28 protein-coding genes and 1 tRNA gene are annotated in these 25,619 nt (G+C 39.4%); 8 read left to right on the top strand and 21 right to left on the bottom strand.

Features of this window, described 5'->3' with window-relative positions; translation table 11 throughout:
* Window positions 1–96 precede the first annotated feature (96 nt).
* Window positions 97–771 carry a 5-formyltetrahydrofolate cyclo-ligase gene (locus HPSH112_RS03135; protein ID WP_080024701.1) on the top strand — a complete coding sequence of 225 codons (675 nt, stop codon included), beginning with the start codon at window positions 97–99 and terminating at the stop codon, window positions 769–771.
* Complete coding sequence (rny, locus tag HPSH112_RS03140) at window positions 749–2,260, top strand: ribonuclease Y (protein ID WP_041199830.1); 1,512 nt, start codon at window positions 749–751, stop codon at window positions 2,258–2,260. The genes HPSH112_RS03135 and rny overlap by 23 nt, the downstream gene beginning before the upstream one ends.
* Here rny and HPSH112_RS03145 read toward each other — a convergent pair whose 3' ends face one another.
* The 15 genes from HPSH112_RS03145 to HPSH112_RS03215 form a co-directional block, all read right to left on the bottom strand.
* Window positions 2,261–3,577: an MATE family efflux transporter gene (locus HPSH112_RS03145; RefSeq protein WP_267470971.1), complete on the bottom strand. Its 1,317-nt coding sequence runs from the start codon at window positions 3,575–3,577 to the stop codon at window positions 2,261–2,263.
* The gene (locus HPSH112_RS03150) at window positions 3,577–4,890 is read right to left on the bottom strand and encodes a Na+/H+ antiporter family protein (protein ID WP_000892549.1); all 1,314 of its coding nucleotides are present in this window, start codon (window positions 4,888–4,890) and stop codon (window positions 3,577–3,579) included. Before HPSH112_RS03150 ends, HPSH112_RS03145 begins: the two co-directional genes overlap by 1 nt.
* A 126-nt stretch (window positions 4,891–5,016) precedes the next feature.
* Window positions 5,017–5,895, bottom strand: a complete 879-nt coding sequence (locus tag HPSH112_RS03155; RefSeq protein ID WP_000562732.1) for a carbon-nitrogen hydrolase — start codon at window positions 5,893–5,895, stop codon at window positions 5,017–5,019.
* A gap of 3 nt (window positions 5,896–5,898) precedes the next feature.
* Complete coding sequence (locus HPSH112_RS03160) at window positions 5,899–6,045, bottom strand: hypothetical protein (RefSeq protein ID WP_000656202.1); 147 nt, start codon at window positions 6,043–6,045, stop codon at window positions 5,899–5,901.
* A gap of 28 nt (window positions 6,046–6,073) precedes the next feature.
* Window positions 6,074–6,733 (bottom strand): tRNA threonylcarbamoyladenosine dehydratase, encoded by a 660-nt coding sequence (locus tag HPSH112_RS03165; protein ID WP_001294133.1) that lies wholly within the window; start codon window positions 6,731–6,733, stop codon window positions 6,074–6,076.
* A gap of 52 nt (window positions 6,734–6,785) precedes the next feature.
* Complete coding sequence (locus HPSH112_RS03170) at window positions 6,786–7,025, bottom strand: hypothetical protein (protein WP_001087782.1); 240 nt, start codon at window positions 7,023–7,025, stop codon at window positions 6,786–6,788.
* Entirely contained in the window at window positions 7,012–7,392 is a 381-nt protein-coding gene (fliS, locus tag HPSH112_RS03175; protein WP_001199081.1) for a flagellar export chaperone FliS, read from the bottom strand. Before fliS ends, HPSH112_RS03170 begins: the two co-directional genes overlap by 14 nt.
* 47 nt (window positions 7,393–7,439) lie before the next feature.
* The gene (gene fliD, locus HPSH112_RS03180) at window positions 7,440–9,497 is read right to left on the bottom strand and encodes a flagellar filament capping protein FliD (protein ID WP_014662228.1); all 2,058 of its coding nucleotides are present in this window, start codon (window positions 9,495–9,497) and stop codon (window positions 7,440–7,442) included.
* A 16-nt stretch (window positions 9,498–9,513) separates the two neighbouring features.
* Window positions 9,514–9,873 carry a FlaG family protein gene (locus tag HPSH112_RS03185; RefSeq protein WP_014534249.1) on the bottom strand — a complete coding sequence of 120 codons (360 nt, stop codon included), beginning with the start codon at window positions 9,871–9,873 and terminating at the stop codon, window positions 9,514–9,516.
* 98 nt (window positions 9,874–9,971) lie between these two features.
* A complete protein-coding gene (locus tag HPSH112_RS03190; protein ID WP_000277348.1) occupies window positions 9,972–11,174 on the bottom strand; it encodes a murein hydrolase activator EnvC family protein in 1,203 nt (400 codons plus the stop codon).
* Window positions 11,167–11,973, bottom strand: a complete 807-nt coding sequence (locus tag HPSH112_RS03195; protein ID WP_001094193.1) for an FtsX-like permease family protein — start codon at window positions 11,971–11,973, stop codon at window positions 11,167–11,169. Before HPSH112_RS03195 ends, HPSH112_RS03190 begins: the two co-directional genes overlap by 8 nt.
* A complete protein-coding gene (locus HPSH112_RS03200) occupies window positions 11,960–12,631 on the bottom strand; it encodes an ABC transporter ATP-binding protein (RefSeq protein WP_000111072.1) in 672 nt (223 codons plus the stop codon). Before HPSH112_RS03200 ends, HPSH112_RS03195 begins: the two co-directional genes overlap by 14 nt.
* Window positions 12,628–13,809, bottom strand: a complete 1,182-nt coding sequence (trmB, locus tag HPSH112_RS03205) for a tRNA (guanosine(46)-N7)-methyltransferase TrmB (RefSeq protein WP_001119907.1) — start codon at window positions 13,807–13,809, stop codon at window positions 12,628–12,630. Before trmB ends, HPSH112_RS03200 begins: the two co-directional genes overlap by 4 nt.
* A gap of 10 nt (window positions 13,810–13,819) precedes the next feature.
* On the bottom strand, window positions 13,820–15,067 hold the full coding sequence (locus tag HPSH112_RS03210) for a fibronectin type III domain-containing protein (RefSeq protein ID WP_000731387.1): 1,248 nt from the start codon (window positions 15,065–15,067) through the stop codon (window positions 13,820–13,822).
* Window positions 15,030–16,013: an RluA family pseudouridine synthase gene (locus HPSH112_RS03215; RefSeq protein WP_001174289.1), complete on the bottom strand. Its 984-nt coding sequence runs from the start codon at window positions 16,011–16,013 to the stop codon at window positions 15,030–15,032. The genes HPSH112_RS03210 and HPSH112_RS03215 overlap by 38 nt, the downstream gene beginning before the upstream one ends.
* Window positions 16,014–16,143: 130 nt before the next feature.
* Between HPSH112_RS03215 and HPSH112_RS03220 the strand changes: the two genes are divergently transcribed.
* From HPSH112_RS03220 to HPSH112_RS03230, 4 genes are all read left to right on the top strand, one after another.
* Window positions 16,144–16,602: a GTPase gene (locus HPSH112_RS03220; RefSeq protein ID WP_000429695.1), complete on the top strand. Its 459-nt coding sequence runs from the start codon at window positions 16,144–16,146 to the stop codon at window positions 16,600–16,602.
* 32 nt (window positions 16,603–16,634) lie between these two features.
* Window positions 16,635–17,369 (top strand): YcjF family protein, encoded by a 735-nt coding sequence (locus tag HPSH112_RS03225; RefSeq protein ID WP_080024702.1) that lies wholly within the window; start codon window positions 16,635–16,637, stop codon window positions 17,367–17,369.
* Window positions 17,370–17,391: 22 nt separating this feature from the next.
* The gene (locus tag HPSH112_RS08275; RefSeq protein WP_014662229.1) at window positions 17,392–18,537 is read left to right on the top strand and encodes an FtsW/RodA/SpoVE family cell cycle protein; all 1,146 of its coding nucleotides are present in this window, start codon (window positions 17,392–17,394) and stop codon (window positions 18,535–18,537) included.
* Window positions 18,499–18,575: transfer RNA gene (locus HPSH112_RS03230), tRNA-Ile, on the top strand. Before HPSH112_RS08275 ends, HPSH112_RS03230 begins: the two co-directional genes overlap by 39 nt.
* Before the next feature lie 12 nt (window positions 18,576–18,587).
* Here HPSH112_RS03230 and HPSH112_RS03235 read toward each other — a convergent pair.
* The 6 genes from HPSH112_RS03235 to HPSH112_RS03260 all read right to left on the bottom strand — a co-directional run bounded on the left by HPSH112_RS03235 (window position 18,588) and on the right by HPSH112_RS03260 (window position 23,891).
* Window positions 18,588–19,544: a ribose-phosphate pyrophosphokinase gene (locus tag HPSH112_RS03235; protein WP_000647450.1), complete on the bottom strand. Its 957-nt coding sequence runs from the start codon at window positions 19,542–19,544 to the stop codon at window positions 18,588–18,590.
* Window positions 19,545–19,608: 64 nt separating this feature from the next.
* Window positions 19,609–20,094 carry an HIT family protein gene (locus HPSH112_RS03240; RefSeq protein ID WP_001164326.1) on the bottom strand — a complete coding sequence of 162 codons (486 nt, stop codon included), beginning with the start codon at window positions 20,092–20,094 and terminating at the stop codon, window positions 19,609–19,611.
* A gap of 9 nt (window positions 20,095–20,103) precedes the next feature.
* The gene (locus HPSH112_RS03245; protein WP_001191318.1) at window positions 20,104–21,585 is read right to left on the bottom strand and encodes a Mur ligase family protein; all 1,482 of its coding nucleotides are present in this window, start codon (window positions 21,583–21,585) and stop codon (window positions 20,104–20,106) included.
* The gene (gene estV, locus HPSH112_RS03250) at window positions 21,572–22,294 is read right to left on the bottom strand and encodes a lipase EstV (protein WP_001129425.1); all 723 of its coding nucleotides are present in this window, start codon (window positions 22,292–22,294) and stop codon (window positions 21,572–21,574) included. Before estV ends, HPSH112_RS03245 begins: the two co-directional genes overlap by 14 nt.
* The gene (locus tag HPSH112_RS03255; protein ID WP_000393614.1) at window positions 22,294–23,337 is read right to left on the bottom strand and encodes a D-alanine--D-alanine ligase; all 1,044 of its coding nucleotides are present in this window, start codon (window positions 23,335–23,337) and stop codon (window positions 22,294–22,296) included. Before HPSH112_RS03255 ends, estV begins: the two co-directional genes overlap by 1 nt.
* A 77-nt stretch (window positions 23,338–23,414) precedes the next feature.
* The gene (locus HPSH112_RS03260) at window positions 23,415–23,891 is read right to left on the bottom strand and encodes a phosphatidylglycerophosphatase A family protein (protein WP_001032176.1); all 477 of its coding nucleotides are present in this window, start codon (window positions 23,889–23,891) and stop codon (window positions 23,415–23,417) included.
* A 148-nt stretch (window positions 23,892–24,039) separates the two neighbouring features.
* Here HPSH112_RS03260 and HPSH112_RS03265 point away from each other — a divergent pair, with 148 nt between their 5' ends.
* Together HPSH112_RS03265 and HPSH112_RS03270 are read left to right on the top strand one after the other, a co-directional pair.
* Complete coding sequence (locus tag HPSH112_RS03265) at window positions 24,040–25,149, top strand: pyridoxal-phosphate-dependent aminotransferase family protein (protein ID WP_014661960.1); 1,110 nt, start codon at window positions 24,040–24,042, stop codon at window positions 25,147–25,149.
* An 8-nt stretch (window positions 25,150–25,157) separates the two neighbouring features.
* On the top strand, window positions 25,158–25,619 hold the full coding sequence (locus HPSH112_RS03270; protein WP_000559497.1) for a phosphoribosyltransferase: 462 nt from the start codon (window positions 25,158–25,160) through the stop codon (window positions 25,617–25,619).

Below are 25,619 nucleotides of genomic sequence, written 5' to 3' on the forward strand. Positions count from 1 at the left end.
ATAAACACATCCTTAAGAATAATAAAATGGTAACTAATAACCTAAAATTATACTATAATGTAAGTCTAAAATTTAAGGATTATAACCATTAAAACGATTTTTAGAGATTTTTGTAAAGAACGCTTGAAAAGGGCTAAACCAACCAAAGATAAAGCAGTCAGGGATAAACTGGCTTGCAAGCTTTTATTTTGGAAACTCAAAGATTATCAAAATATTTTATTGTATAGCCCATTAGGGCATGAGCTTGACATTAGGTCTTTGATTTTGAAGTTAAGACAAAAAAATAAGCGCGTGTGGTTGCCTAAAAGCATCAAAAAAGGCGCTAATTTTTCTAAAGAGGGTTTCACTATCGCGCCCTTTAGGTTGCCCTTAAGGCGTTTGGGGTGGTTTGATGAGCCGAGCTTGTCGCGTTATTATAAGCGGGAATTGGATTGTATTGTCGTGCCGATTTTAGGGATGGATACAAGCTTTAGGCGCGTGGGTTTTGGGCTAGGCATGTATGATAGGAGTTTGCCCCAATTATTCAAAAGGCGGCTAAAACGCCCCTTAATCGTGTTTGTGAGTAGGGAATTAGCTCTAGCTAATGGTGTTCTTACAGACGCTTATGACATTGAAGCGGATCTTTATATGAATGCTCGTATCGTTATGAAGAATAATAAAAGGAAACATTATGAGCAGCGGGTTAATTTACATTTCATTAGAAGTCTTAGTAGCGTGTTTGATTACCGCTCTAATCATGTATTATGTGATGAAAAAGATCTATTATGCTAGAGGGCAAACCATTTTAAAAGGCGCTTCAGCTAAAGCCAAATTAATGGAGTTTCAAGCGAAATCTTTTGTGGAAGCTGAAGAGATGCGCATGAAAAGCCAAGAATGCAAATTGCAACAGCAATACGAAAATAAAAATTTGCAACTCCAAACCCATTTTGAAAAAAAAGAAGTGCATTTGAAGCATCTAGAAGCGCAACACAAAGAATTTGTAAGAGATGAAAAACGCTATTTGGAAAAGGAAAAACAAGAGCTTGAAAAAGAACGCCAAATTTTAGAGCAAGAGAGGGAAAATTTTAAAAAACAGCGCGCTGTTTGCAAAGAAGCTCAAGCCAAAGCACTAGATGCGATGCTCAATTACATGGCTTATACCAAAGATGAAATTAAAAGCATGGTTTTAGAGCAATTAGAAGAAGAATTAGAAGCGCAAAAAAGCGCGTTAATCAAGCGTTATGAAAAAGAAGCCAAAGAAGAGGGCAAGAAAAAATCGTATGCCATTTTAGCGGAAGCGACAGCCCGTTTTGCGGGTAATTATGCGGCAGAGAATTTAACAACTCGCATTGCTTTGCCTTGCTCAGATTATATCGGTCGTGTGATAGGCAAAGACGGGAAAAATATTGAAGCGTTTAAAAAAGTCAGTGGGGTGGATATAGAATTTAGCGAAGGTAGCAGCGAATTGTATTTGTCCAGTTTCAATCTTTATCGGCGTGAAGTAGCGAGCGAAACGCTTAAAATTTTAATAGAAGACGGCCGTATCCAGCCTAACAGGATTGAAGAAGTTTATCATAGAGTCGTGCGCAACATGGAAAAAGAATTGCTTTCTGAAGGGGAGAGCGTGGTGCTAGAATTAGAGCTTGGGGCTATGGAAGATGAGCTTAAAATTTTAATAGGCAAAATGCGTTATCGTTCTAGTTTTGGGCAAAACGCCTTACAGCATTCTAAAGAAGTCGCTCTTTTAGCCGGCTTGATTGCAGAACAGCTTGGGGGGGATAAAAAACTCGCCAGAAGAGCCGGTATTTTGCACGATATTGGTAAAGCGCTCACCCAAGAGCTTGGGAGAGATCATGTGAATTTAGGGGTTGAGGTGTGCAAGCGCCATAAAGAAGATCCGGTTGTGATTAATGCGATTTATGCCCACCATGGGCATGAAGAGATCATGAGCGTAGAGTGCGCGAGCGTGTGCGCGGCTGATGCGCTTTCAGCAGGGCGTCCTGGGGCTAGAAGAAAGAGCGATGAAGAATACGCTAAACGCATGCAAGCTTTAGAAGAGATCGCGCTAGAATTTGATGGGGTGGAAAAGGCGTATGCGATGGAGAGCGGGCGAGAATTAAGAGTGGTTGTCAAATCCAACCAAGTCAGGGACAATCAAGTGCCTATTATTGCCAGAAAGATCGCTAAAAAGATAGAAGAGAGCGCTCAGTATGTGGGCGAAGTGGGCGTGCAAGTGGTGCGAGAAAGCCGTTTTAAAACGACCGCTACGCTCAAGCAATAATCAAGCCTTTTTCCCGCACCTTTTCCAAATGCCTTTAGAAAAAACTTTGTAATAGATGAATGAGCGCAAAAAAGTTTCTGATGCGATCACTACAAAAATAAATTCCACCTTAAAATGATAAATTAAAAGCAAGTAAATGGGCATGATCCTTAACCCCCATAAGCTTAGGGTGTTAATATACAGTGAGACTTTAGAAATGCCAGCCCCTCTAAAAACTCCATCCAGCACAAAATACCCAATTAAGGGGGCTTGAGAAAGACCCACAGCGATCAAATAAGATCGCGCCACTTCCAAGACTTCTTCATCTTGAGAAAAAAGGTTCGCAAATTCTTTAGCGAATAAAACTAAAACAATCCCTAAAACCCCCATTAAACCCATAGAAATTTTTAAAATCAAATGCGCGTATTCTGTGGCGATTTTTGGCTTGTTCGCCCCCAAATTTTGCCCTGTTAAAACCATCGCTGCGATCATAAACCCAAATCCGGGCATGAACGAAAAGGTTTCAACCCTAATGCCTATTTGCATGCCCGCTAACACTTTATCCCCATAGCTCGCTACAAATTTGGATAAGAGGATTAAAGAAAATAAGCTCAATAAGCGCTCAAACCCGGCCGGCCAACCCACTCTAAACATGGTTTTTAAAAAAGAAAAATTAAAGGTTATTTTGAATTTTAAAGGGATTTTTTTGATTTGTATCCAAACGCCAAGCGCGAGTAATTCCAAATAAGAAACAATCACATTCGCTAAAGCAGAGCCTACAATCCCCATTTCTTTAAAACCAAAATCCCCAAAAATCAAGGCTTGATTCAAGAAAATGCATGCGATGACCATGATGATTTTGACAATAAAGGGGGTTAGGGTGTCTGAAAAGCTAGCGAGCGCTGAAACTAAAACATTTTTTAAAAAAATACTCGGTAGCGCGATGACTAAGACTTCTAAATAATCTTGCGTCAATTGGCGCGAAGGATCTTGCAATCGCATCCAATTTAAAAAAGGCTCAATCAAAAAATAAGAAACAAACAGCACGCCCAAACAGATCACAAACGCCCCTATAAAAATACTTGAAAAAGCGTGATTGATTTGAGTAAAATCCCTAGCCCCCACAAGCCTAGAAAGAATGGCGTTAGTGCCGGTGTATAAAATCGTATTGATGCCATAAAAAAGCATCAAAAATTGCAAGCCCACCCCTAAAGCCACAATGTGATGGTGAGAAATCTTGCCCACAAAAAAAACCGAGAGCGCGACCACTAGCACATCTAAAAAAGCATTAATCCCAGAGGGTAAGGCTAAAGAAAAGATTTTCTTAACTTGATAGATTAGCCTAATAGTAACGCTCCAACCACTCCAAAAACAATCAAAGGGAGGTTATAGACTAAAAAAGTCGGCACGCATGTGTCATAGATATGATTGTGTTGGTTGTCTGCGTTAAGCCCGCAAGTGGGCCCCATGGTGCTATCGCTAGCCGGTGAGCCTGCATCGCCTAAAGCTGCGGCTATGCCGATGAGTAAAATCGTAGATTCTATGCTAAAACCTAATTTCGCGCATAAAGGGACATAAAACACAGCGATGATAGGAATAGTGCCAAAAGAAGTCCCTATCCCCATAGTGATAAAAAGCCCTACAACAAGCATTAAAAAAGCCCCTAAAAGCTTCCCTTGGACGACGCTTGTGATCGAATTCACTAAGCCCTCTATCGCATGCACTTTTTGCAACACTTCTCCAAACCCGCTAGCCACTAACATTACAAAAGCGATAAACGCCATCATTTTCACGCTATCATCCATAAGCGAGTCTGTTTCTTTAAACTTAATGCCACGGCCTAATAAGATGATCGCTAACGCTAAAAAGGCGGCTAAAGGCATCGAATCGGTGGCTAATTGGATCACAAACGCCACGATAATCCCTATAAAAGTCAAGTAGTCATGGTAGTTTAATTTAAGCGAGTCGTAATTTTCTATGTTAAAAGATTTTTCTTTGTAGTGTCTGGGTTTTTTGTATAGCGTTAATACAGCGACAAATAGCCCAACAGCCATCGCTAACCCCGCTATCCACATCACTCCTGTGATTTGCGCTAGGGTAGCGCTAACGCCATTAGCTTTTAATTGCTCTAAAATGGTGGTTTGAAAAATCAAGCCAAACCCTACAGGAAGCACCAAGTAGGGGGCTTGCAAACCAAAGGTTAAAGCGCAAGCGACCGCTCTTCTATCCAATTCTAGCCGGTTCATTAAATGCAAAAGAGGGGGGATTAAAATAGGGATAAAAGCGATATGCACCGGCACTAAATTTTGCGAAAAACATGCGATGAAAGCGATCAAAAAGCAAAAAGTGGATCGCTTGTAGTTCATTAAGCCTATTAATTTACTCAAAGCGACTTTAATGAGATTGCTTTTAGCGATCGCTACCGCTAAAGCCCCTAAAAGGATGTAGCTTAAAGCGATGTTTAAATTGCCTTTCATGCCATCTATCATTGCATTAAAACTCTCCGTGATCCCAAGCCCTCCCATAAGTCCTGCTATGAGAGTCGCACTTATCATAGAAAGCATGACATTGAGCCTTAAAAGGCTAAGAACGCACATGCAAATGATAGCCACAAAGGCAGGATTGCTCCATATAGAGCTATTTTCTAGCATTTTTGCTCCTTGTTAAAATGAAAATACCGCGCAAAAATGATAGAATTTTTGCGCTTGTTTAGCGCAAAAAACCACACCTACCATGTTTAATCCTTTCTAACCTTAAATTTTAAATTGATTGACTGATTAAATATAGCGTTTCAACAAATCGTTATAAAAATCAATACGCCTGTCTCTCAAAAACGGCCACATTCGGCGCACTTCTTCGGTGCGTTCTAAATCAATTTCTGCATACAAAATCTCTTCTTTATCGCTCGCTTTAGCTAAAAATTCGCCCAAAGCCCCCACCACAAAACTAGAGCCAAAAAAAGTGATGCCTCCCTTAATCGTGCCGCTAGGATCTAACTCTACGCCCACTCTGTTAGTCGCAATCAAAGGCAAGCCATTAGCGATCGCATGCCCTCTTTGGATAGTCTCCCATGCATTTTGCTGGCGTTTTTTTTCTTCATTAGAGTCTTCTTCTAAAAACCCTATCGCGCTAGGATAGATTAAAATTTCTGCCCCTTTTAAAGCCATAATCCTTGCTGCCTCAGGATACCACTGATCCCAGCACACCATAAGCCCTAATTTGCCCACGCTTGTAACAATAGGCTCAAAGCCCAAATCCCCCGGCGTGAAATAAAATTTTTCATAAAACCCCGGGTCATCAGGAATGTGCATTTTGCGATACACTCCAGCGATTAATCCGTCTTTTTCAAACACAACAGCGCTATTGTGATACAACCCTTTAGTGCGCTTTTCAAATAAAGAAGCGATCAGCACCACTTGAAATTTTTGGGCTAAAGCGCTAAAAAAAGCCTTATCCTCTTCAAAATATTCGCCCAAATCAAAAAATTTAGGGTTTTCGCTCTGGCAAAAATAACTATAAGGGTTTAATTCTTGCAACACCACTAAATTGGTTTTAGGGTGTTTTTTTAGCGCTTGTTCAAGCAAGTTTGCTGTATGCTCTATGGTTTTTTTTCTAGAGCCGCAATAAGCATGCTGGAGGACGCTTGCACAAATCATTTTTCACTCTTCTTCATAATCAGAGCTATAGTCTTCATAATCGTCATCATCATAGACATTCTTATAATCCCCATACTCTTCATCTTCTTCTTCAAAGCCCTCTAATTCTTCTTCTTCAAAATCTTCCAATTCGTCTTCGTAATCTTTCATTTTGCTTCCTTTCATTGCTGATAATACCTTATTTGATAATGTCTTGCACGACTTCACTCGCTATTTGCAAACCAAAACTCGCCGTAACCGCATTAAAACTCCCAAGCTCTATGCAATGCGGGACTTCAGGGCTAAAAACCACTTTAAAATCCCCTTTAAAGCGGCGTTTTTTTAAAAAATCCCTAAATTTACGCCCGAATTTATCGCCATAGCTTTCCCACACGCTCCCCACTTGGATGTGTTTAGGGTTCAAGCGTTTCGCGCTCCCCATAGAGCTGATAAATTTCCCGTAAGCGAAATTTTGACATTTGATCGCTAAGCTCGTTTTAATAGGCAAATCGTCCATGCAATCTAAAATGTAATCATAATCTCTAAAATTAAACGAATTTAAAAACGCTTCATCTATATGCAAATTCAAAGCTTGAATGCCCTTATAGAGATCTTGCAACACCAACACTTTAGATTCTCCTATCCTTTCTGATCCAATCTGGCGGTTTTGATTGGTAACATCAAACACATCTTTATCAATGATAGTGATTTGCCCTATCCCCACACGATACAAAGCGTCTAGTGCAAAGCCCCCAACGCCCCCCACGCCACAGATTAAAACCCTTTGTCGGCGGATTTTTTCAAAATCGTTTTTAAACAACCACCTTATGCGCGTGAATCTATCTATGGGTTCAGACAATCTTTAGCCTTCAATAAAAATAGTGCTTTTATTGTATCGTAGTTTAAAAAATCTAAAACAAAAATTTTTGAATCTTTTTAGCCTTATGCATTTGTGATTGCAGTTCTTCTTTTTCTTTTTCCAATAATTCAATGCTTTGGGCTATCATTTCCTTAAGGCTTAAAAGCGTGTCTAAATCTAAGCTTTTTATTTGCTCTAAAGAAAGGTGCTCTATCAACGAAAAGGCAAGTCTAGAATCTTTTTTAATGAGAGCGATTTTAAAGGAATCTAATAACATGTCAGGCGAGTTCATCTGAATGGATTTCCCTCCATGCTTCTAGTAACCCCCTAGCCACATTCAACACCAAATCAATCTTGCTCGCATCATTTTCCACATTGGCTTGCGTTAAAACTTTGATTTGATGGGTGTATAAGCCTGTAAGATACACTGCCACTTCCCCCCCTTTTTCATAATCTAAAATATTCAACAATTCCGTGAAAATATCCGTAACCCTGTTAATATAATAAATCTTTTTTTCAATGTCTTCATTTTCAATACAGCGTTTGGCTTGCGAAGAAAATCTTAAAATCCCTTCATAAAGCATTTCAATGAGTTTTGCCGGGGATTCCACACTCACTCGGTTATGCTGGTAGGCTTGATAAGCGTTAGCGTATTGCATAATGTTCCTTTATCCTTTAAAATTGATAACTCTTTTTTTAATTCTTTTTAATTCTTTTTGGCCGCCGCTTGATCGATCATCATTTGCACGGAATTGAATTTTTGATTGGCTTTAGAAATTTGGCTATCATAAGCCGCAAAGCGTTCCGCCATGATGTTGTAGCGGGTTTTTAAAAGCTCTTGAGCGTTTTCTTTGTCTTTGGTCAGGCTTTTAGCGTCTCTGTCTAGGGAATCTTCATAAATCTTTAATTTAGCGTTCCCTCCATCTATGAGATTGGCGATGACTTGATTGAATTTAGAAAAAATGCCCTCTTGGTGGATCTCTCTGCCCCCCATATCCTTGCTATCGCTCCCATAGAAAAAATCTTGAGTCGCTTTAGGATTAGAATTTAGCGCGCTACTCAATTTAGCCTCATCTAAACTCATCACGCCCTTATCGTCCAAACTAAGCCCGTATTTCATCAAGCTTTCTACCCCATTATCCGTATGCACGCTATAAGAAAACACATTATTAAGAGAAGATCGAATCGCGCGAATATCGCTCACGCCGTTAAAAATCCCAGCGATTTTAGTGTCAGCGTCATAACGAGTGTCTTCGTCCAGTTTAGGGATAAGCTCATTATAGGCTTTGACAAATTCAGTAAGGCTGTCTATAATGGCTTGATTGTCCCTGCTCACGCTGATAATGGCAGGCTTATTAGGCTCTGTGGTTTGCTCTAAAGTGATATTAACCCCACTGATCACATCATTGACCTCATTAGTGGGGCGTGTGATGCTCACCCCGTTATAAGTGAATGCTGAATCGCTCGCTTTTTGCAAATTTTTAGACATAAAAAGCGTGCCTTGCGAAGCTTCATAAGATTGCACCATGCCAGCACTTAAACCCAAATCCTTCAAACTGGCCTTGCCTAAAGCGTCCTCGCCCTTAATCGTTAGCATCCCGGTTTTAGAATTGATCACAAGCTTGCCTTCGGCGTTCTTAAACGCATTCAAGCCTTCTTTGGAATTGATCGCTTGAATGATAGCGTCTGTGTTTTCTTCGCTGGTGTTGCTTTCTTTGGTTAAAGCGCTCAAATCCAGTTTTTGGCCATTCAAGCTAACCACCCCTTCTAATTTACCCTCTTTTATGGTGCGAGAGCTTTTCAATAAATCGCTTTCTTGGGTGGTGGTTTGCAAAAACCCAAGCTCTTTAGCCTTACTCCCTTTAATTTCAATGTTTCCCCCACGCCTGTCATTAATGATTAAAGACTCCCCCCCATGAAGAGTGTCTATAGAAATATCCCCATTAGCGATCAAATCTTTAAAATTAGGGTCATTTTCTAAAGCCTGCTCTATCGCTTTTTGGATTGCGGTGTTTTTTTGTTTGATAGAAGCGCTTTCAGGGAGTTCTAGCATGATGGGGACTTCATGCATACTCCCATCAGCCCCCTTTAAATTCAAACTCACTTCACTTTTTCCGCTCCCATCAACCCCCAAAGAAAGGGCGTTTTTGTTAGTGAGCGTGGATTGGAGGTGTGAGCCAAAATAGATGCGGTTGTCTTCGCCGGTGTTTTTGGTATTCACCATTAATTGGTAGGGGTCATTCCCTCCTGTTTTCATCACAATGCCCATCACTTCGCCGTTGGTAGCGTCCGTGATGCTTTGAGCCACATCGCCTAAAGTCATTCCTGCTTTAATGTTAACGGCGTAGTCCTTGTTTTGCGTGTAAAATTTGAGTGTGGTATCCACTTGGCTAAAAATATCATCTCTTGAAGAAAATTTCGCCCCCAATTCGTTAATATCGCCTTGCGCTAAATTTTGCACATCCACTTTAATATCTTGAATAGGCACGCCAGCCCCCACGCTCGCACTCAACGCATCGCCTGTAACATTGCTTTTCCTGCTGATATAAGTGGAATAATCCGAAAGCGTTTTAACCGGGCCTTTTAGAGATGAAAGGAGCGTTTTAATTTCTACTAGGGCTTTTTGTTTTTCAACATTTTGCTCCATTTTCTTGTCTAAGGGGGCGATTAACGCTTTTTCATCGGCGTCCTTAAGCTTGTCAATCACATCGTAATTCAAAACCTTACTGCCAAGCCCTAATGAGCTTAATGAACCTATTGCCATGTTTTACCTCTAATTTTTAGCCTTTTTCATCAAAGATAATGCCTATCACATCGCGCATTCTTTGCATAAGCTCCACGGCTTCTTTAGAGGGTATTTCTCTTATCACCTTATCCCCATTAGCGTCTTTGACTGAAACCACTAACCCTTTGATCGTATCGTTATAACTAAAATTAATATCCGTGCCGATGCGCTTCATTTCTTCATTCAGACGCTCGCTCAATAATTCCAATTTGGGTTTGTATTGCTCAGGGTCTATCGTTGTTTTAGATTCATCAATAGTGTTTATAGTATTTGTGCGACTGATCTCTTTTGTGGGGGTTGTTTGAACGCTTGTGTGAGATGTGGGAATCCCAATCCCTTGAACTTCATTGACCATAAAAACCTCCAAATTTTTCCATGCCTACAAGTATAATGATTTGTTTGTTTGCATGAACTCTTTAGCCAATATCGGCAATAAAAATGATTTGTTAAATCTTAATTGCGCGCGATGAGTTCTAGGGGGTTGATGTGTTTTTCTTTCATGGTAACTTCAAAGCCCAAGCGTTGATCAATGCGCCCTAAAACATAGCCTTTTTGGATCCGCATGCCGCTTTTAATGGTGGGAGCGATTTTATCCAGTTGAGAATAAATCGTGCGGATGCCGTTTTTATGCTCAATGATAACGACTTTTTTAAGCATGTTGATTTCTTTAGCGAACACGATTTTCCCATCTAAAACATTACGCACCAAAGCGTTTGGGGTTTTTGACACTAGCGTAATAGACTCGCTAAAAATTTTTAAATTATAAACCGGATCAATATAGGGGCCAAATTTTTGCACCACTTCATAATCGTTCAAGGGAGCGATCGTTTTTGGCCCGTTATAGCTCGTGGTGTTGATATTTTGATAAGAGCTCGCTACTTGTTTGACTTCTAAGGCTTGAGAAGATCTTTTCAAACTGACTTTTTCTTCATTTTCTCTGTTTTGTTTGATGATATTCAAGCGTTTTAAAAGAGCGTTTAAATTCTGGCGCTCTTTTTCTAAAAGGGTTAGGCGTTGGTTATAGATCGCATAATCTTTTTGCATGCTCAAAATGAGCTTATCTTGTTCGGTTTTCAAGGATTTTAAGGTTACTTCACGAGTTTTTTGCTCATCTATGACAGATGAGATTTTTTGAATGCTGCTTTTGACTTTTAAAGCTTGCGCGTTGAGATCCTTTTCTTCTTGGCTTAGTTGCGACATTTTAGACAGAGTGCTTTGGTGCAAGTTTTCAAACGCTACTTGTAAGATAACATCATTAGAAGAGGCTAAATTCTGTCCCTTTAGGGCTTGTGAAAAAAGGAAATCCTGTAAAAGCGCATCAAACACCCTCTTTTGTAAAAACGATCGCTGTTTTTGCAAACGATCTAAAGACTTGCGGTAGTTAGTTAGGACTTTTTCTTGTGCCAAACTTTCGTTACGATTTTTTTCAAGACTCTTTTTTAAAGCGATCATTTGGCGCTCCATCTCAGCTTTTTGAAGCTCTTTAGAGCGGATCGCTTCGCCTAAAGAACTCAAACGGCTGTTCAATTGGTTTTTTTCTTCATGGGTTTTTTTCAAAAGGGTTTCTTTATGTTGAATGTCTTTAGCAATATCGCTCACTTTTTGCGTGTTAGCTGATAGTAAGGTGGCTAACAAAAACACCCCTAATTTATACATGTCTAGTCCTCCAAGCTACAAGTAAAACAGAAACAAATGAGACCACAAGGCTAAAAAGCAGTCCCCATAAAAAATGGTTTAAAGCAAACGCGCCTCCTATAATACCCAAAGTATCCATCGTTTTTTCAAAACCTTTTTGCGAAGTGATATAGAGCATGAACATGGGGGCTAAAAAACTAGCGATTATAGAATCCATTAAAGCTATTTTATACAAAAACCCGTTTTTAAAAGACACCGAAGCCCCTAATAAATCCATAATCTCCAACCTCTCATGGTATTGATAGATCCAGATGCGGACTTGTTTAAACATCAATAAAACCGATAAGACAAAGACCACTAACGCAAAGATATAGACCGCTGCTTTAATAAAACTCAAAAGATCATACACTTGCATGTAAGTTTTGGCAAAAACTTCAACTTTTTGAACGCCAGGGATTTTGAGCAATTTTTCTTTAATGTTTTCTAAACGCTCTTGAGTGGGGAATGTGGAAAGTTGTAAAGAATAAAAAAAGGGTAAATTTTTTCTCAATTCCTTAAGCCCGTCCATGCCTAAAGTTTTTTGAAGAGGCTCTAAAGAGTAATTAGGATCAATTTCTTTTAACGCTACGATTTCGCTAAAATTTTGACGCAACAATTCCAAGCCTAATTTTTGCGTGCTGGCCAACACGACCGAATAATCTTCAATCAATTTTTTTTCTTTTTGCTCTATCGCTTGATTGATAAATAACACGCACTCCAAACTAAACAATAACGCTACTAGGGGAATGATAAAGGCTAAATGCTTTTTAAGAGTATTCATAAACTTCCCCATCTTCTATATAAAATTTTCGGTGATAAGCGCTAAAATTTTTAGGGAATTTGTGCGTAACCACCACGATCGTAGCGTTTAATTGCGTGTTCATGCCCCTTAACAAGCTCCAGATTTTATCGCTAGAATAATCGTCTAAATTCCCGGTAGGCTCATCGGCTAAAATGAGTTCAGGGCAGTTCGCTATAGCTCTAGCCATAGCCACTCGCTGTTGTTCGCCTCCGCTGAGCTCTTTGGGGTAGCGGTTAGCCTTATGGCGTAAATCAATATGCCCTAAAAGTTTTTCTAGCTGCAAGCGGCATTCTTCTTTTTTAACGCCGCAAATCACCATGGGTAGTTTGATGTTTTGCTCAATCGTGTAATCTTGGATCAATTTATAATCTTGGAAAACCACGCCGATATTTTTACGCAAATCTAAAATCGTTGATTTTGAGGCGTTATTCATGTTGATATTGCAAACTTCTAATTTGCCGCTAAAAAGTTTTAAATCCCCATAGAACGAACGCAAAAGCGTGCTTTTACCGCTCCCGCTAGGCCCTGAAATGAACACAAAATCCTTGCGTTTGATGCGTAAATTAGCATGCTTAATGACCGGTTCGTTTTGCTGGTATTGCAAGCACAGATTGTTCGCTGCGATGATCACACTCATCCAATTCCCTTTTGGCTTAGGATATTTTGGAGCAAAAGATGCGCTTTGTGGTTGTTTAAGGTTTTTAAGGGGCTTTTATTGAGATAAAAAATCTGATTTTCTGTCAATAAAACAAACAAACGCACAGGCCAATCAAAATCCCCCATACTCAATTCCACTAAAAAATCCCCCTTATTCTCATAAATATTACAAACATGCACAAAATACCCCTCTTGGATGATTTTTGGGGTTTTTAAAATCGTTCCAACGCTCTTTTTACTAATTGTTATTGTATCAAAAGAAAAATCAAATGCATGATGATAAAAAGGGGTTTCATTCAATTCTAAAGAATAAATTCTTAAATCATAAATATCTTTTTTGAGTTTATTCCAACGCGCTTCATACTTGCTGATAACCGGTATTTGAGCGTTTTTTTTGATTTCTATCTCGCATTTAAAGTTTTTTAGGGCTAATTTTAAGCTGTCTTCAAAATAAAGGCTATCATCGGTTCGTAATTCCAAAAACCCTTTAGGCTTTAAAACCCTTAAAGCTTCGTTTAAAAATTTTTCGCTTAACACTCGGCGGTGTTTTTTCTCATTCCATGGCACAGGGAAATGCACAAAAATTTTCTCGCACTTGTGGTGTGGCATGCTCTCTAAAACCAAACGGCCATCGCCTTGTAAGATATGCAGATTTTTCAAATCCAACAGCTCAATTTGCTTTAACGCTTGCGCGATAGATGGGGTGTGAATCTCTATCCCTAAACATGTTTTAGTGGGGTTGTTTTTGGCTAATTCTATCAAATGCCTCCCACTCCCAAAACCAATTTCTACTAAAATAGGGGCTTGATTTTTTTGAATAAAGTCTTCAAAAGTTTCTAAATCAAGGGTTTTTTTTCCGCTCGCATGTTTAGAATTTTCTTGCAAATTATGCGAAATGATTTCAAAAGATTGCGAATAAATCCTTAAAGCTTGTTTTAAAACCTCCCTTTTTAAGGGCGTTGCTTTTTCGCTTTTGATCAAAAAATCATTCGCTCGCCTGATTTTTTGCAATAAAAAAATGCGATCCTTAAAACTCGCATACACATAGCTTTTAGTGGGGTGTTTTAAGCTTAAAAATTCCCTATGAAAACAAAAATCCCCTTCAATTAAGGGGTATTCTAAGGGTTTAAAATCCAGCTTGGCTAAAAAATGGGGCATTAAAACCCTTTTAGCGCTCTAAAAACAAACGCACTTCTTTGCTTGGGTGCGACTCTAAACCATCTTTATCCACGCTCACCACTTGGTAGCGATAAGACACGCCCACTTTCATGTCTTTATCCACGAATTGGTTTTTGGTGATATTCCCAAAGCGTAAAGGGGTTTTAGAGTTGGCTTCAAAGCGATACACCGCATAAGTGGCTATTTTAGCGCTTGGGTTATTTTCCCATTGAATGAGGGCTGAAGAGTCTTGAATAGTCCCTTTAGTGATGATAGGGGCTTCGGGCCTATCAGCGGTCTCACCCATTGCAGGATCTTTGGGTAATGCCCCTTCAAGATGCGTTTTATCAAGGGCGACGACTTTATAATAACGAGTGAGGTTGTCTTTTTCTATTTTATCCACATAGGAAGTGTTGGTGGTTTGAGCGATGAATTTGTATTTATCGTTGCGGTTATTGGAAGCGTAAATGCGATAAGCTATCACATCTTCTTCGGGGGATTTATCCCAACTCAATTCAATGTGTCGGGTGAGATTTTGGCTCACTCTAACATTAGCGATTTCTTTGGGTAAATCTTTGGTTTTCCCTTCTACTATGATGCTAGGCCTGGATTTATCCCCCATGAAATTTTCGGCGATGACTTGGTAGCGGTATTTTTTCCCATCTTCTAAATCTTTATCAAAAAACTCTACAAACAAGCGGTTCCTAACAGCCCCTACGCTAACAAATTTGCCGTCTTTATTCTGCCTTTGGATGATGTATTTAGAAACGCTAGGGTTAGGGTGGGGGCTCCAAAAGACTTTCACGCTTTTAGGGTATTCAAGGCTTGCAAACACGCTTTCTACGGGATTGATAAAAGAGGTTTTCACTAAAATGGGCTCTGAAAGTTTAGAGATTTTATCGCCCTTGTAAGTAGCGAGTTGGTAAGTGTAAGAACTCTCTGTTTCTAGCCCCTCATCATAATAATGGGTCGCATAAGGGTTTTTAATCGTGGCGATTTTTTTAAGCTTGGAGTCTTTTTTCAAACGATACAAAATAAACCCATCAATATCATAAGTATCAGCGATTTTAGGCCATTCAAAACCCACTGAACTCACATCGTTAATCGTTTTAACAGAATGGACTACCGGAAGATTAGTGTCTGTATTTTCTTGATTACTAAGGGCTGAAAAAGTATGATTCCTGGTAGAAGAACACCCTATAAAAACCGCTAATACCACACTACTTTGCAATAAAAGCGTGAAGTATTTTTTCTTCATCCAAGACCTCATCTAAATTCTCCTTGTCAAAAACTTTTCTAAAGTATTCTAACATATCCTTTAATAGGGGAACTTTAAAGCGCAGTTTTTGCTCGCTTCTAGGGTGTTTGAACTCTATCAAATAGGCATGCAGCATGATTCTTATTTCTTCTTTAGGAAGCGCTTGATTAAGCCCGTAAAGATTATCGCCTATGATGTGTCTGTTCAAATATTCCAAATGCGCTCTGATCTGGTGCGTGCGCCCGGTGAACAATTTAGCCCCTATCAAATTAAGATTATTTTGAGAAGTCAGCAAGCTGGTAAATTCGCTTTTGGAATAACGGCTTTTTTCTTTTTTGGCCGCTTTGAGCGCTATCATTTTTAGGCGGTTATTGGGGTTTCTTGTCAAATAGCATTCCACGCTCATTTTTTCTTCTTTTAAGGGGGTTGAAAGCAAGGCGATATAGTAGCGCCCCATCATTTTAGTTTTGAGCTGCTCGCTCAAATAAACATGGGTAAAATTGTTTTTAGCGATGACAATCCCTCCGCTTGTGTCCTTATCCAAACGATGCACAATCCCATAGCGCTCTTTAGATCCCAGATTAGAAAGCTCGTAATTTTTCAATTCCAGCCAATCCACTAAAGTAGGCTCTTTCACGCTTGGGGCTTTATGGATGACTAAATTAGGGGGCTTATTCAACACTAATAAATCTTCATCTTCAAAAATGACTCCTATTTCTAAATCAAGCCCTCTTTTTAAGGGTTTAGGCGTGATTTTGGGCGTTAAAATCGTGATTTCATCGCCTTTTTTTAAGGCTAACCCTCCCTTTTTTACCCCCTTTTTTTGACAAAACACCAGCCCTTCTTTAATCAAATGCAACACTTGGTTTTTAGAAATTTGCAATTCTTTGGCTAAAAATTCATCAAGGCGTTTGTGATCGGTTAGGGCGATAAAAACTTTTTGCATCCAAACTCTTTTTTGCTTTTTTAAAAACCATTATTTTACTCAAAACCTTAAAAAATCATGTAATTCATTAGTTAGTTTAATACGCTATAATCGCCTTATATCTTAAATCATTCTATAAAGGGGTTTTATAATGGAAAACAACGAAAACCATGAAAAGTTGAGCGGTATTTTGCACAAGTTTTTAGGCGATGCGTTCACGCTTGATGGGAAAGAAGGAGGATTGAATATGGAAAAAATGCACGAAGTCATCAAAAAAGAAAAACCAATCATGAATATTTTGCTCATGGGAGCTACTGGAGTGGGTAAAAGCTCGCTCATTAACGGCTTATTTGGTCAAGAAGTCGCCAAAGCAGGCGTAGGAAAACCTCTCACTCAGCACCTTGAAAAGCATGTTAATGAAGAAAAAGGCTTGATTTTATGGGACACTAAAGGCATTGAAGCTAAAGATTATCAAAATACCATAGAAAGCATTAAAAAGGAAATGGAATATTCTTTTAAAACGCTTGATGAAAAAGAGGCGATTGATGTGGCGTATCTGTGCGTTAAGGAGGGTTATTCTAGGGTTCAAGGGAGAGGAAAGCTTTATTGAGTTTTGCTAAAGAATAGAATATCCCAACGATCGTGGTCTTCACCCACACCCAAGCCGAAGCCGGCGATGCGTTTGTTCAAGAAGCTCAAAGAGTTATAGATGAAGAATGGGGCTTTAAAGGTTTTGTCAGAGCCTATGTGAGAGTCAATTCCGTTGCGTTTTCATTTAGAGGCATGGAAGTCCCCGTTGAAAGTTTAAAAGAATTGGTAGATGAAACGAAAAAATGCTTGATAGACGCTAAGAAAAACAAACAAAACCATTTCTTGCTGATTCAAAAAGCTAATATCCAAGCAAGAAAACAAGCTATGATAGATGAAGGTAAAACCATTATCCACCTTGCATCAGGAGCGGCTGGAGCGGCTGGGCTTATTCCCATACCTTTTAGCGATGCGCTCGCTATCGCACCCATTCAAGCAGGAATGATCTATAAAATGAATGACGCTTTTGGAGTGAAAATCGAAGATTCTGTAGCCGCATCGCTCATCATCGGATTGTTAGGCGTAACCGCAGTCGCGCAAGTGGGGAGAACGCTCGTTAATGGCTTACTTAAATTCATTCCTGTTGCGGGGAGTATTGTGGGGAGTGTTGCAGGGGGCGCAACCGCTGCGACTATCACAGAAGGCATTGGGTTTGCTTATTTGAAAGTGCTAGAAAAGTGCTTTAACGATGAGACGGGCGAAGTGGAATTGCCTGCAATGGATACGATAAAATCTCTCTTTAAGGAGAGTTATCTCAGTTTGGATACTATCAAAAAATTAAAACCATAAGATTAGGGGTTATGAAAAACGCATGGCATTAGACAAAAGAATCTGGATGCATTTTGATTTCTTGCCTTTTGTGTTTGTCATCCCCTTGCTTGTGGTTTCTTTTTTATTGATTTTTGAGAGCAGTGCGGTTTTAAGTTTAAAGCAAGGGGTTTATTATGCGATAGGGTTTCTTCTCTTTTGGATCGTGTTTTTTATCCCTTTTAGGAAGCTTGATCGGTGGCTCTTTGTGTTTTATTGGGCATGCGTTATTTTATTAGCGTTAGTGGATTTTATGGGATCGAGCAAGCTTGGGGCGCAGCGATGGCTAGTCATTCCCTTTACCTCTATCACCTTACAGCCTAGCGAACCCGTGAAAATCGCTATCCTTCTATTATTGGCGCATTTGATTAAAATAAACCCACCCCCTTTTAAGGGCTATGATTGGGGCATGTTTTTAAAGCTTAGTTTTTACATTTGCTTACCGGCGGCTTTGATTTTAAAACAGCCTGATTTAGGCACGGCTCTTATTGTGTTAATCATGGGTTTTGGGATTTTATTGATCGTGGGTTTAAGGACTAGGGTGTGGCTCCCTCTTTTTATCGCTCTTTTAGTGGCTTCGCCTATCGCTTATCACTTTTTGCACGATTACCAAAAAAAGCGCATCGCAGACTTCCTTTCTGAAAAGCCTAGTTACCATGTCATGCAATCCATTATCGCTATAGGATCGGGCGGGTTTTTAGGCAAATCTAAAGAAGCCTGCACGCAAACCAAATTCAAATTCTTGCCTATCGCAACGAGCGATTTTATCTTCGCTTACTTCGTGGAGCGTTTTGGGTTTTTAGGGGCTATGTTGCTTTTTGCAATTTATATAGGCTTGAGTTTGCATTTATTTTTTTACATGTTTGAGAGCAACAGCGATTGGTTTTTAAAGATTGTAGCCCTTGGGATTTCTATTTTAATCTTTGTTTATTCCAGCGTGAATATCGCCATGACTTTAGGGTTAGCCCCTGTGGTGGGGATTCCCTTGCCCTTATTCAGCTATGGAGGGAGCAGTTTTATCACTTTTATGATCCTATTTGGGATCTTAGAAAACCTGCTTGCTTTTCGCTATATTTTTGGATACAATAGCAAACCATCCTTTGGGAATTTTGGATTCTTAGCTCAGCTGGTCAGAGCACTCGGCTCATAACCGATTGGTCGTAGGTTCAAGTCCTACAGAATCCACCACTCCCCCCTTTTTTAAGTGAAAAGCGATTGGACGCTTTCGTTATGATAAATCCTTCTGATCACTTCCGCAAATAAGGGCGCTACGCTTAAAGTGGTGATTTTATCGCATTTTTGAACTAAAGGGATAGAGTTAGTTGCCACCACTTCATCTAACGCGCTTTCTTTAATGCGCTTGATCGCATTCCCGCTCAAAACCGCATGCGTGCCTAACGCCATGACAGAAGTTGCCCCTTGTTCTTTTAAGGCTAAAGCGGCTTTACAGATCGTGCCTGCGGTATCAATCATGTCATCCACTAAAATCACATCGCGCTCCTTTGCTGAGCCGATAATATTCATCACTTCGCTTTCATTAGCTTTTTCACGGCGCTTATCCACGATGATTAAATCTAAGCCCATTTGATTAGCAAAATACCTGGCTCTTGTAACCCCACCCACATCAGGGCTAGCGATCACAGGGTTTTTTAACGCTTTAGAGCGGATATAATCTCTAAAGACGATAGATCCGTATAAATTATCCACCGGCACATCAAAAAAGCCTTGGATTTGCCCGGCATGCAAATCCATCGTAATGATCCTTTCAATCCCCACTTCTTGCATCAAATTAGCGACCATTTTAGCCGTGATAGGCACTCTTGGAGCCGCTTTTCTGTCCTGTCTGGCATAGCCAAAATACGGCAACACCGCTGTGATAGAATTGGCTGAACTGCGCCTTAAAGCATCTACCATGACTAACAATTCCATTAAATTGTCATTAACCGGCACGCAAGTGGGCTGGATAATAAAAATATCCTTACCGCGCACCGATTCGCTGATTTGGATATTGATTTCGCCATCGCTGAATTTGCCTATCACCGCTTTGGATAAGGGAATGCCTAAATGCTTTGACACTTCTTTGCCAAATGCAGGGTGAGCGCTCCCTGAAAAAATCTTAAAACCACGCATCTTTGTCTTAAACCCACGCGCCTTCATCGTTTACACTCCCTAAAATGAATTAAAATCAATTGTAGCGCACCCAAACTAAAAGCGTTTGTTTTCAACCAAGCTCCTTTTCTAATAAGTTTTTTAAGGTAAGATAGGTTTCATTTAAATCAATCCCGCACACCCTAGTTTGAGCGATAACGCTTATAAAATTGCTATCGCCTAAAAACCTAGGCACTAAATGCATGTGCAAATGCTCAGGGATTCCTGCTCCAGCGTTTCTGTGCAAATTCAAACCTAAATTGATCCCTTGAGCGCCATAAGCATACAACGCTTTTAACGCTTTAGGCGCTAATGCATTCATATTCAGCCAAGTATTCAGCTCTAAAAGTTCAACGCTCGCCTTGTGCACATGGGGAATGATCAACAAATGCCCTGGGTTATAAGGGTAGGCGTTCATCACAACAAAGAGATCGCTATTTCTATAAAGCACTCTGTTTTCTGAATCTTTTGTAGGGTTTTGAGAAATTTCACAAAAGACACAACCCTTATCTTTCTCTTTCAAATAACTTTCGCGCCAAGGAGCGTATAAATGTTGCATGTTCATTTCCTAAATGTAATTGGGGGCGTCATTAGCGAATAAAATCAAATCGCCTTGAATCGTGGTGGCTTGTAAGATATTTTCCAATTGCGCCTTATCCTTGAGTAAGATTTTTTGGGGGGTTTTCAATTGTGAAGCAATCGTTTTGGAATTCAACTCCCCTGTGATGATAGCGACATCAAAAACCTCGTCTATTTTTTGCGCTAAAGTTTCATTACTTTCTGTATTGCTTTCCACTAATCCCGGTGTTACAATGACTTTACGCCCTTCATACAAACTCGCTAAACGAATGCCCTCTAACATGCCCTTTAAATTCCCATTAAAGCTATCGTCTATAATGATTTTTTGATTCACTTCCAAAAGTTGCAAACGATGGGCAATGGGGTTGAGTTCTAAAACAAGCCGTTTGATCCTTTCTGTTTCTAATCCTAAATGCTTAGCGATTAAAATGGCTGAAGCGATATTATAAGCGTTGAATTTGCCTAAAACCTTCGTTTCAAAGCTTTCCCAAACGCTACCTATAAGCATTTCAAAAGAAGTGCCTTTTAAAGTGGATTGGATGTTTTTAACCAGGCTAGAATAGTCTATTAAAGGGCTATCTTTAGGGGCATAGGGCTTGATTTTTTCTACAGAGTAACAAAAGGCTTTTTCTAAGCGTTTGGAATCCAATAATTCCGCTTTAGTCTCGCAAATATTTTCTAAAGTTTTAAAGTATTCTAAATGCTGTTCGCCCACTTCTGCGACCACGGCAAGGTGCGGTTCAATGAGGCGAGTGATTTCTTTAATATCGCCCTTATTCCTTGCTCCGGCTTCAGCGATATAAATATCACTCCTATCATCTAAATTCTGGTTAATATCATTCGCAAGCCCTAAAAGAGTATTGACGCTTTTGGGGCTTGCATGCGCGTTGAATGTGGTTTGTAAGATTTGAAGCAAGAAATTTTTAATGCTGGTTTTCCCAAAGCTTCCGGTAATGGCGATGACTTTTAAATTCTTTAAAGAGGCGATTTTATCTTTAGCGGTTTGCAAATACTGCTTGGATAAGACTTTTTCAAAGATTAAAGAAGCGTTTAAAACAAATATGAATAAACACAAATAAGCGAGCACGAGTGAAATCCCATTCAAAGGGACTAATTCTGTATTTAAGATTTCATGCAAGATTAAAAATAACAATAAGAAGATAAAAAAGCGCTTCACCCTTGGCGTGAAAACTAAAGGTTTGTCGTTGCGTTTGGCCCAAACAATGAGCATGGGCATTTGAATAACGCCGCAAAAGAAATCAAAAACAAACGGCATTGTGAAAGCATACGATAGGATAAACACCCCCAAAGGCAATAAAAAATAAATCCCATGCCAACGCATCTTGTGGTGCTTGGTTAAGATCCTAAACACGCTGTAATGATACCATTGCAATAAAGTCATTATATAATAGCCAAGCCCGGTTATAAAGAGCCAACGAAACGCTAAATTCAGCCAACTAAGACTTTGCATGATGATTCTCCACTAGTTTTTCAATCTCTTTTGCCTGGTTTAAAAAAAAGAAATGATCCCCTTCTAAAACGAATAACGCGCTTCTTTTCAATAAGGTTTGCATTTTTTGAGCAGAGCTTAAGGGGGTTGCTTTATCATCTTTACCCCAAAATAATAAAACTTCTTTCTCGCATCGTTTGAAATGATCGCTAAAGTCTTCGCTAACTACTTTTTTAAAGGTTTCATACATCGCTTGATTAAGCCCCATAGCGTCCTTACTCCTCAAAAACCCTAAATTCAAGCCTAATTTTTTAACGATTTTAGCTAAAAGGATTTTACAACGCACTTTTAAGGGCTTTGGCTCTAAGATCCCTGCGCTGCTCAATAAAACAATGCGTTCGTTTTCACACAAGATCGCTACTTTCCCTCCAAAGCTATGCCCAAAAACGACATGCGCTTTTTTATCCACGCTTTTTAAGAACGAATTGATGATATTAGCATAATCTTTAGTCTCTAAAACTTTTTCATCGTTAGGGCTTTGATTGAAGCCGGGCAAATCCACATACAAATGGTTGTAATTTAAAAAACAGCCTTGAAACGCTTGTTGCATGATTTCTTTAGAACTCCCCCAACCATGCAAAAACAAGGCGTTTAAAGGGCTATGGTGGTCTATAAAAGTGTAGGAAATGTCAAAAACGCTATCCAAATAAGCGATACTGCGTTTGGCCATTACTTATTCTTTTGGATTTGCAACAAATAAGAGTTTTTGATTGGGATTTTAGGGGTTTTGGGTAATGATTGCGCTAAATTTTCTAGCGTTGTTTTAAAATCATCAAACAAATAATTGGCCAAACTGCCAGGAATGGGGTTGATCTCATTAAGATACACTTCATTTTCTATGACAAAAAAATCGCAACGGATGAGCGCGCCATCAAACAAATCGTTATAGAGTTTTTTAAAATTTTCTTTCAATTGTTCTTCTAGGGCGTTAGAAAGATTCGCTTTAGGGGCTTTATTGCGTGAAAAATCCAAATATTTTTGTTTGAAGTCTAAAAATTCCTGTTTGTTAGGCTCTTCAATATAGGAAAAACAGAAATCCTTTTTGATCTTGCAACCGGCTAAATTGTATTCTTTCACTCCCTGAATGAAAGGCTCTATTAAGACCTCTTTAGAATATTCAAACGCGCCGTCTAAAGCGTAAATCAATTCTTTTTCTTCTTTCACAACGCTCACCCCTAAAGAGCTCCCAGCATTATTGGGCTTGACAATAAAAGGAAAATTAAAGCCAATCAAATTTAGAGCGTTAGCGCGGTTTTTTTCATTCAAAAGAACATGATCTAAAGCCTTTATCCCTAAGTCTTTGGCGTAAAGCTTGGTTAAATATTTGTTATAACTCAACACGCTCGCTTCAATCCTAGGGCCTATAAAAGCGATACGATAAAATTCTAACAAGCTCGCTAATTTCCCGTCTTCGCCATCGCCCCCATGCACAAGATTAATCACTAGAGGCAATTCTATAATCTTAGCGCCTAAAAACGAGTTCTTAAGCAAGCCATTGCGCGTAAGGATTAGGGGGGGTAATTTTTTTTCTTTGATCTGAGCGAAGTATTTTGAATGCATGTTAGATTCTTCAATCAAATAAAAATGATGGTTTTCATCTAAAAAAATAAAATATTTAATCCTATCCTTTAGCGCTTCTTTAAGCGCGATCGCGCTCACAATGCTGATTTCATGCTCAAAACTCGCCCCACCAAATAAAACGCAAAATTCCACGATCAAACTCCCTAAAAACGATTGCAATGAAGTCTATCTATATTTACCTAAAAAAAGGCTTTTGAATTTTCTTAAAATTAAAGTTTAATGTTAAAAAATCCCAAAATATTGATGACTAATAACGCGCTCAATCCGGCTAAAACACCCGCTAAAGCGTCATCAGCCACAACCCCTAAGCCCCCTTTAACTTCTTTGTCTATCTTGCCAATGAGTGAGGGTTTAGTAATATCATAGATCCTAAAAAAGATAAAACTCAAAATTACGCCCGCTAACGATAACCCGCTAATCGCCATCGCCAACCACATGCCCACTAATTCGTCTATCACAATATAAGAGCTGTCATGAATCTTACTCTCTTCTTCTTCTTTATCTATTTGAGCGATAGCGATAAGCCCAATAAAAACTGCCGCTAAAAACAAAGTGTTAGCCGAAAAAATTAAAACAGGTAAGCCTAGCAACAACGCTACTAAACTCCCTATCGTTCCAGGAGCTTTTTTAGAATACCCGCTAAAAAAAAGGGTTAGAAAACACGCGCGAAGACTAAATTTATTCAATCATTGCCTTAAATTCTTTTTAAATCATGGCATTTTAGCATTTTATTTGCATTAAAAAGCGATTTTCTTAAACAATAAGGCTTAATTTTAAGCGCGTTTTAGTATGATACCTTTTAAATTCTCTCAAAAATTAAAGGTTAATTTTAAAATGTTGCTTTTCACTCCAGGCCCTGTAGCCATTAGCGAAGAGATGCGCTCAAGCTTTTCTCAGCCGATGCCCCACCACCGCACCAAAGATTTTGAAAAGATTTTCCAAAGCGTGCGAGAAAATTTGAAAAAAATGACCGGTTTAGAAGAGGTTTTGCTTTTAAGTAGTAGCGGGACGGGGGCTATGGAAGCGAGCGTGGTTTCGTTGTGTCAAAAAGAGTTGCTTTTTGTTAATGCGGGAAAGTTTGGCGAAAGGTTTGGCAAGATCGCTAAAGCCCATTCTATCAAAGCCCATGAATTAGTCTATGAATGGGACACGCCAGCCCAAGTGGATGGGATATTAAACGCGCTTAAAGCCAACCCTAACATTGATGCGTTTTGCATTCAAGCATGCGAGTCCAGTGGGGGGTTACGACACCCTGTAGAAAAAATCGCTCAAGCGATCAAAGAAACTAACCCGAATATTTTTGTGATTGTAGATGCTATCACCGCTTTAGGGGTTGAGCCTTTAGAAATAACGCATATTGATGCGCTCATTGGAGGGAGTCAAAAAGCGTTCATGCTGCCTCCTGCGATGAGCCTAATCGCATTGAGCCAGAAGGCGATTGAACGCATAGAAGAACGCAATGTGGGGTTTTATTTCAATTTAAAGAGCGAATTGAAAAACCAAAGAAATAACACCACAAGCTACACCGCTCCTATTTTACACACTTTAGGGTTGCAACGCTATTTTGAATTGGTGCAAAATTTAGGGGGCTTTGAAGCGCTCTATAAAGAAACTAAAAGAGTCGCTTTAGCCACTCAAAAAGCCGTTTTAGCTTTGGGTTTAAAGATTTTCCCTAAAAGCCCAAGCTTGAGCATGACAACGATTGTTAGCGAGCATGCCAAAGAATTGAGAAACCTTTTAAAAGAAAAATACCAGGTGCAATTTGCGGGCGGTCAAGAGCCTTATAAAGACGCGCTCATTCGTATCAACCACATGGGGATCATTCCTGTTTACAAAAGCGCTTACGCTTTAAACGCCCTAGAATTAGCCCTAAACGATTTGAAATTAAGGGAATTTGACGGCGTGGCGAATACAACCTTCTTGAAGCAATATTATGAAATTTAAGGATTATAATGCATTATTCTTATGAAACCTTTTTGAAAGATAGCCTAAAATTAGTCAAACAAGTAGAGCGAATTTGCGGTGTCCCAGAAGCCCTTGTGTGCGTGATGCGAGGGGGCATGACTTTAGTGCATTTTTTGAGTTTGCACTGGAATTTAAGGGAAGTTTATGGCATCAATGCGATTTCTTATGACACCACCAACCGACAAAACGCCCTAAAAATTGAAAATATCCCCACGATCAAAGAGCGTTTAAAAACCATTCTTGTGGTAGATGAAATCGTAGATAGCGGTAATTCTTTAGAAGCGGTGCTTCAAGTGTTAGAAGACAAACACCCTGATAAAAAGTTTTATAGCGCGAGTTTGTTCCAAAAAACAAGCGCGAAATACAAAGCCGATGCGTTTTTAAAAGACGCTCCTGAATGGATTGATTTCTTTTGGGAAGTGGATTTGAAAAACTTAAAAAGCCATTAA

Origin of the sequence: Helicobacter pylori Shi112, from assembly GCF_000277405.1 — a bacterium.
Classification (GTDB): domain Bacteria; phylum Campylobacterota; class Campylobacteria; order Campylobacterales; family Helicobacteraceae; genus Helicobacter; species Helicobacter pylori_C.

What these genes read in the sequence shown, in the direction of transcription:
- estV (WP_001129425.1), bottom strand. Translation starts at nt 22,294, where the DNA reads ATGGCCAAACGCAGTATCGCTTATTTGGATAGCGTTTTTGACATTTCC.
- HPSH112_RS03245 (WP_001191318.1), bottom strand. Translation starts at nt 21,585, where the DNA reads ATGCAAAGTCTTAGTTGGCTGAATTTAGCGTTTCGTTGGCTCTTTATA.
- fliD (WP_014662228.1), bottom strand. Translation starts at nt 9,497, where the DNA reads ATGGCAATAGGTTCATTAAGCTCATTAGGGCTTGGCAGTAAGGTTTTG.
- HPSH112_RS03270 (WP_000559497.1), top strand. Translation starts at nt 25,158, where the DNA reads ATGCATTATTCTTATGAAACCTTTTTGAAAGATAGCCTAAAATTAGTC.
- HPSH112_RS03200 (WP_000111072.1), bottom strand. Translation starts at nt 12,631, where the DNA reads ATGAGTGTGATCATCGCAGCGAACAATCTGTGCTTGCAATACCAGCAA.
- HPSH112_RS03195 (WP_001094193.1), bottom strand. Translation starts at nt 11,973, where the DNA reads ATGAATACTCTTAAAAAGCATTTAGCCTTTATCATTCCCCTAGTAGCG.
- HPSH112_RS03240 (WP_001164326.1), bottom strand. Translation starts at nt 20,094, where the DNA reads ATGCAACATTTATACGCTCCTTGGCGCGAAAGTTATTTGAAAGAGAAA.
- HPSH112_RS03265 (WP_014661960.1), top strand. Translation starts at nt 24,040, where the DNA reads ATGTTGCTTTTCACTCCAGGCCCTGTAGCCATTAGCGAAGAGATGCGC.
- HPSH112_RS03160 (WP_000656202.1), bottom strand. Translation starts at nt 6,045, where the DNA reads ATGAAAGATTACGAAGACGAATTGGAAGATTTTGAAGAAGAAGAATTA.
- HPSH112_RS03210 (WP_000731387.1), bottom strand. Translation starts at nt 15,067, where the DNA reads ATGAAGAAAAAATACTTCACGCTTTTATTGCAAAGTAGTGTGGTATTA.
- HPSH112_RS03220 (WP_000429695.1), top strand. Translation starts at nt 16,144, where the DNA reads ATGGAAAACAACGAAAACCATGAAAAGTTGAGCGGTATTTTGCACAAG.
- trmB (WP_001119907.1), bottom strand. Translation starts at nt 13,809, where the DNA reads ATGCCCCATTTTTTAGCCAAGCTGGATTTTAAACCCTTAGAATACCCC.
- rny (WP_041199830.1), top strand. Translation starts at nt 749, where the DNA reads ATGAAAAAGATCTATTATGCTAGAGGGCAAACCATTTTAAAAGGCGCT.
- fliS (WP_001199081.1), bottom strand. Translation starts at nt 7,392, where the DNA reads ATGCAATACGCTAACGCTTATCAAGCCTACCAGCATAACCGAGTGAGT.
- HPSH112_RS03150 (WP_000892549.1), bottom strand. Translation starts at nt 4,890, where the DNA reads ATGCTAGAAAATAGCTCTATATGGAGCAATCCTGCCTTTGTGGCTATC.
- HPSH112_RS03170 (WP_001087782.1), bottom strand. Translation starts at nt 7,025, where the DNA reads ATGAACTCGCCTGACATGTTATTAGATTCCTTTAAAATCGCTCTCATT.
- HPSH112_RS03235 (WP_000647450.1), bottom strand. Translation starts at nt 19,544, where the DNA reads ATGAAGGCGCGTGGGTTTAAGACAAAGATGCGTGGTTTTAAGATTTTT.
- HPSH112_RS08275 (WP_014662229.1), top strand. Translation starts at nt 17,392, where the DNA reads ATGGCATTAGACAAAAGAATCTGGATGCATTTTGATTTCTTGCCTTTT.
- HPSH112_RS03155 (WP_000562732.1), bottom strand. Translation starts at nt 5,895, where the DNA reads ATGATTTGTGCAAGCGTCCTCCAGCATGCTTATTGCGGCTCTAGAAAA.
- HPSH112_RS03190 (WP_000277348.1), bottom strand. Translation starts at nt 11,174, where the DNA reads ATGTATAAATTAGGGGTGTTTTTGTTAGCCACCTTACTATCAGCTAAC.
- HPSH112_RS03185 (WP_014534249.1), bottom strand. Translation starts at nt 9,873, where the DNA reads ATGGTCAATGAAGTTCAAGGGATTGGGATTCCCACATCTCACACAAGC.
- HPSH112_RS03215 (WP_001174289.1), bottom strand. Translation starts at nt 16,013, where the DNA reads ATGCAAAAAGTTTTTATCGCCCTAACCGATCACAAACGCCTTGATGAA.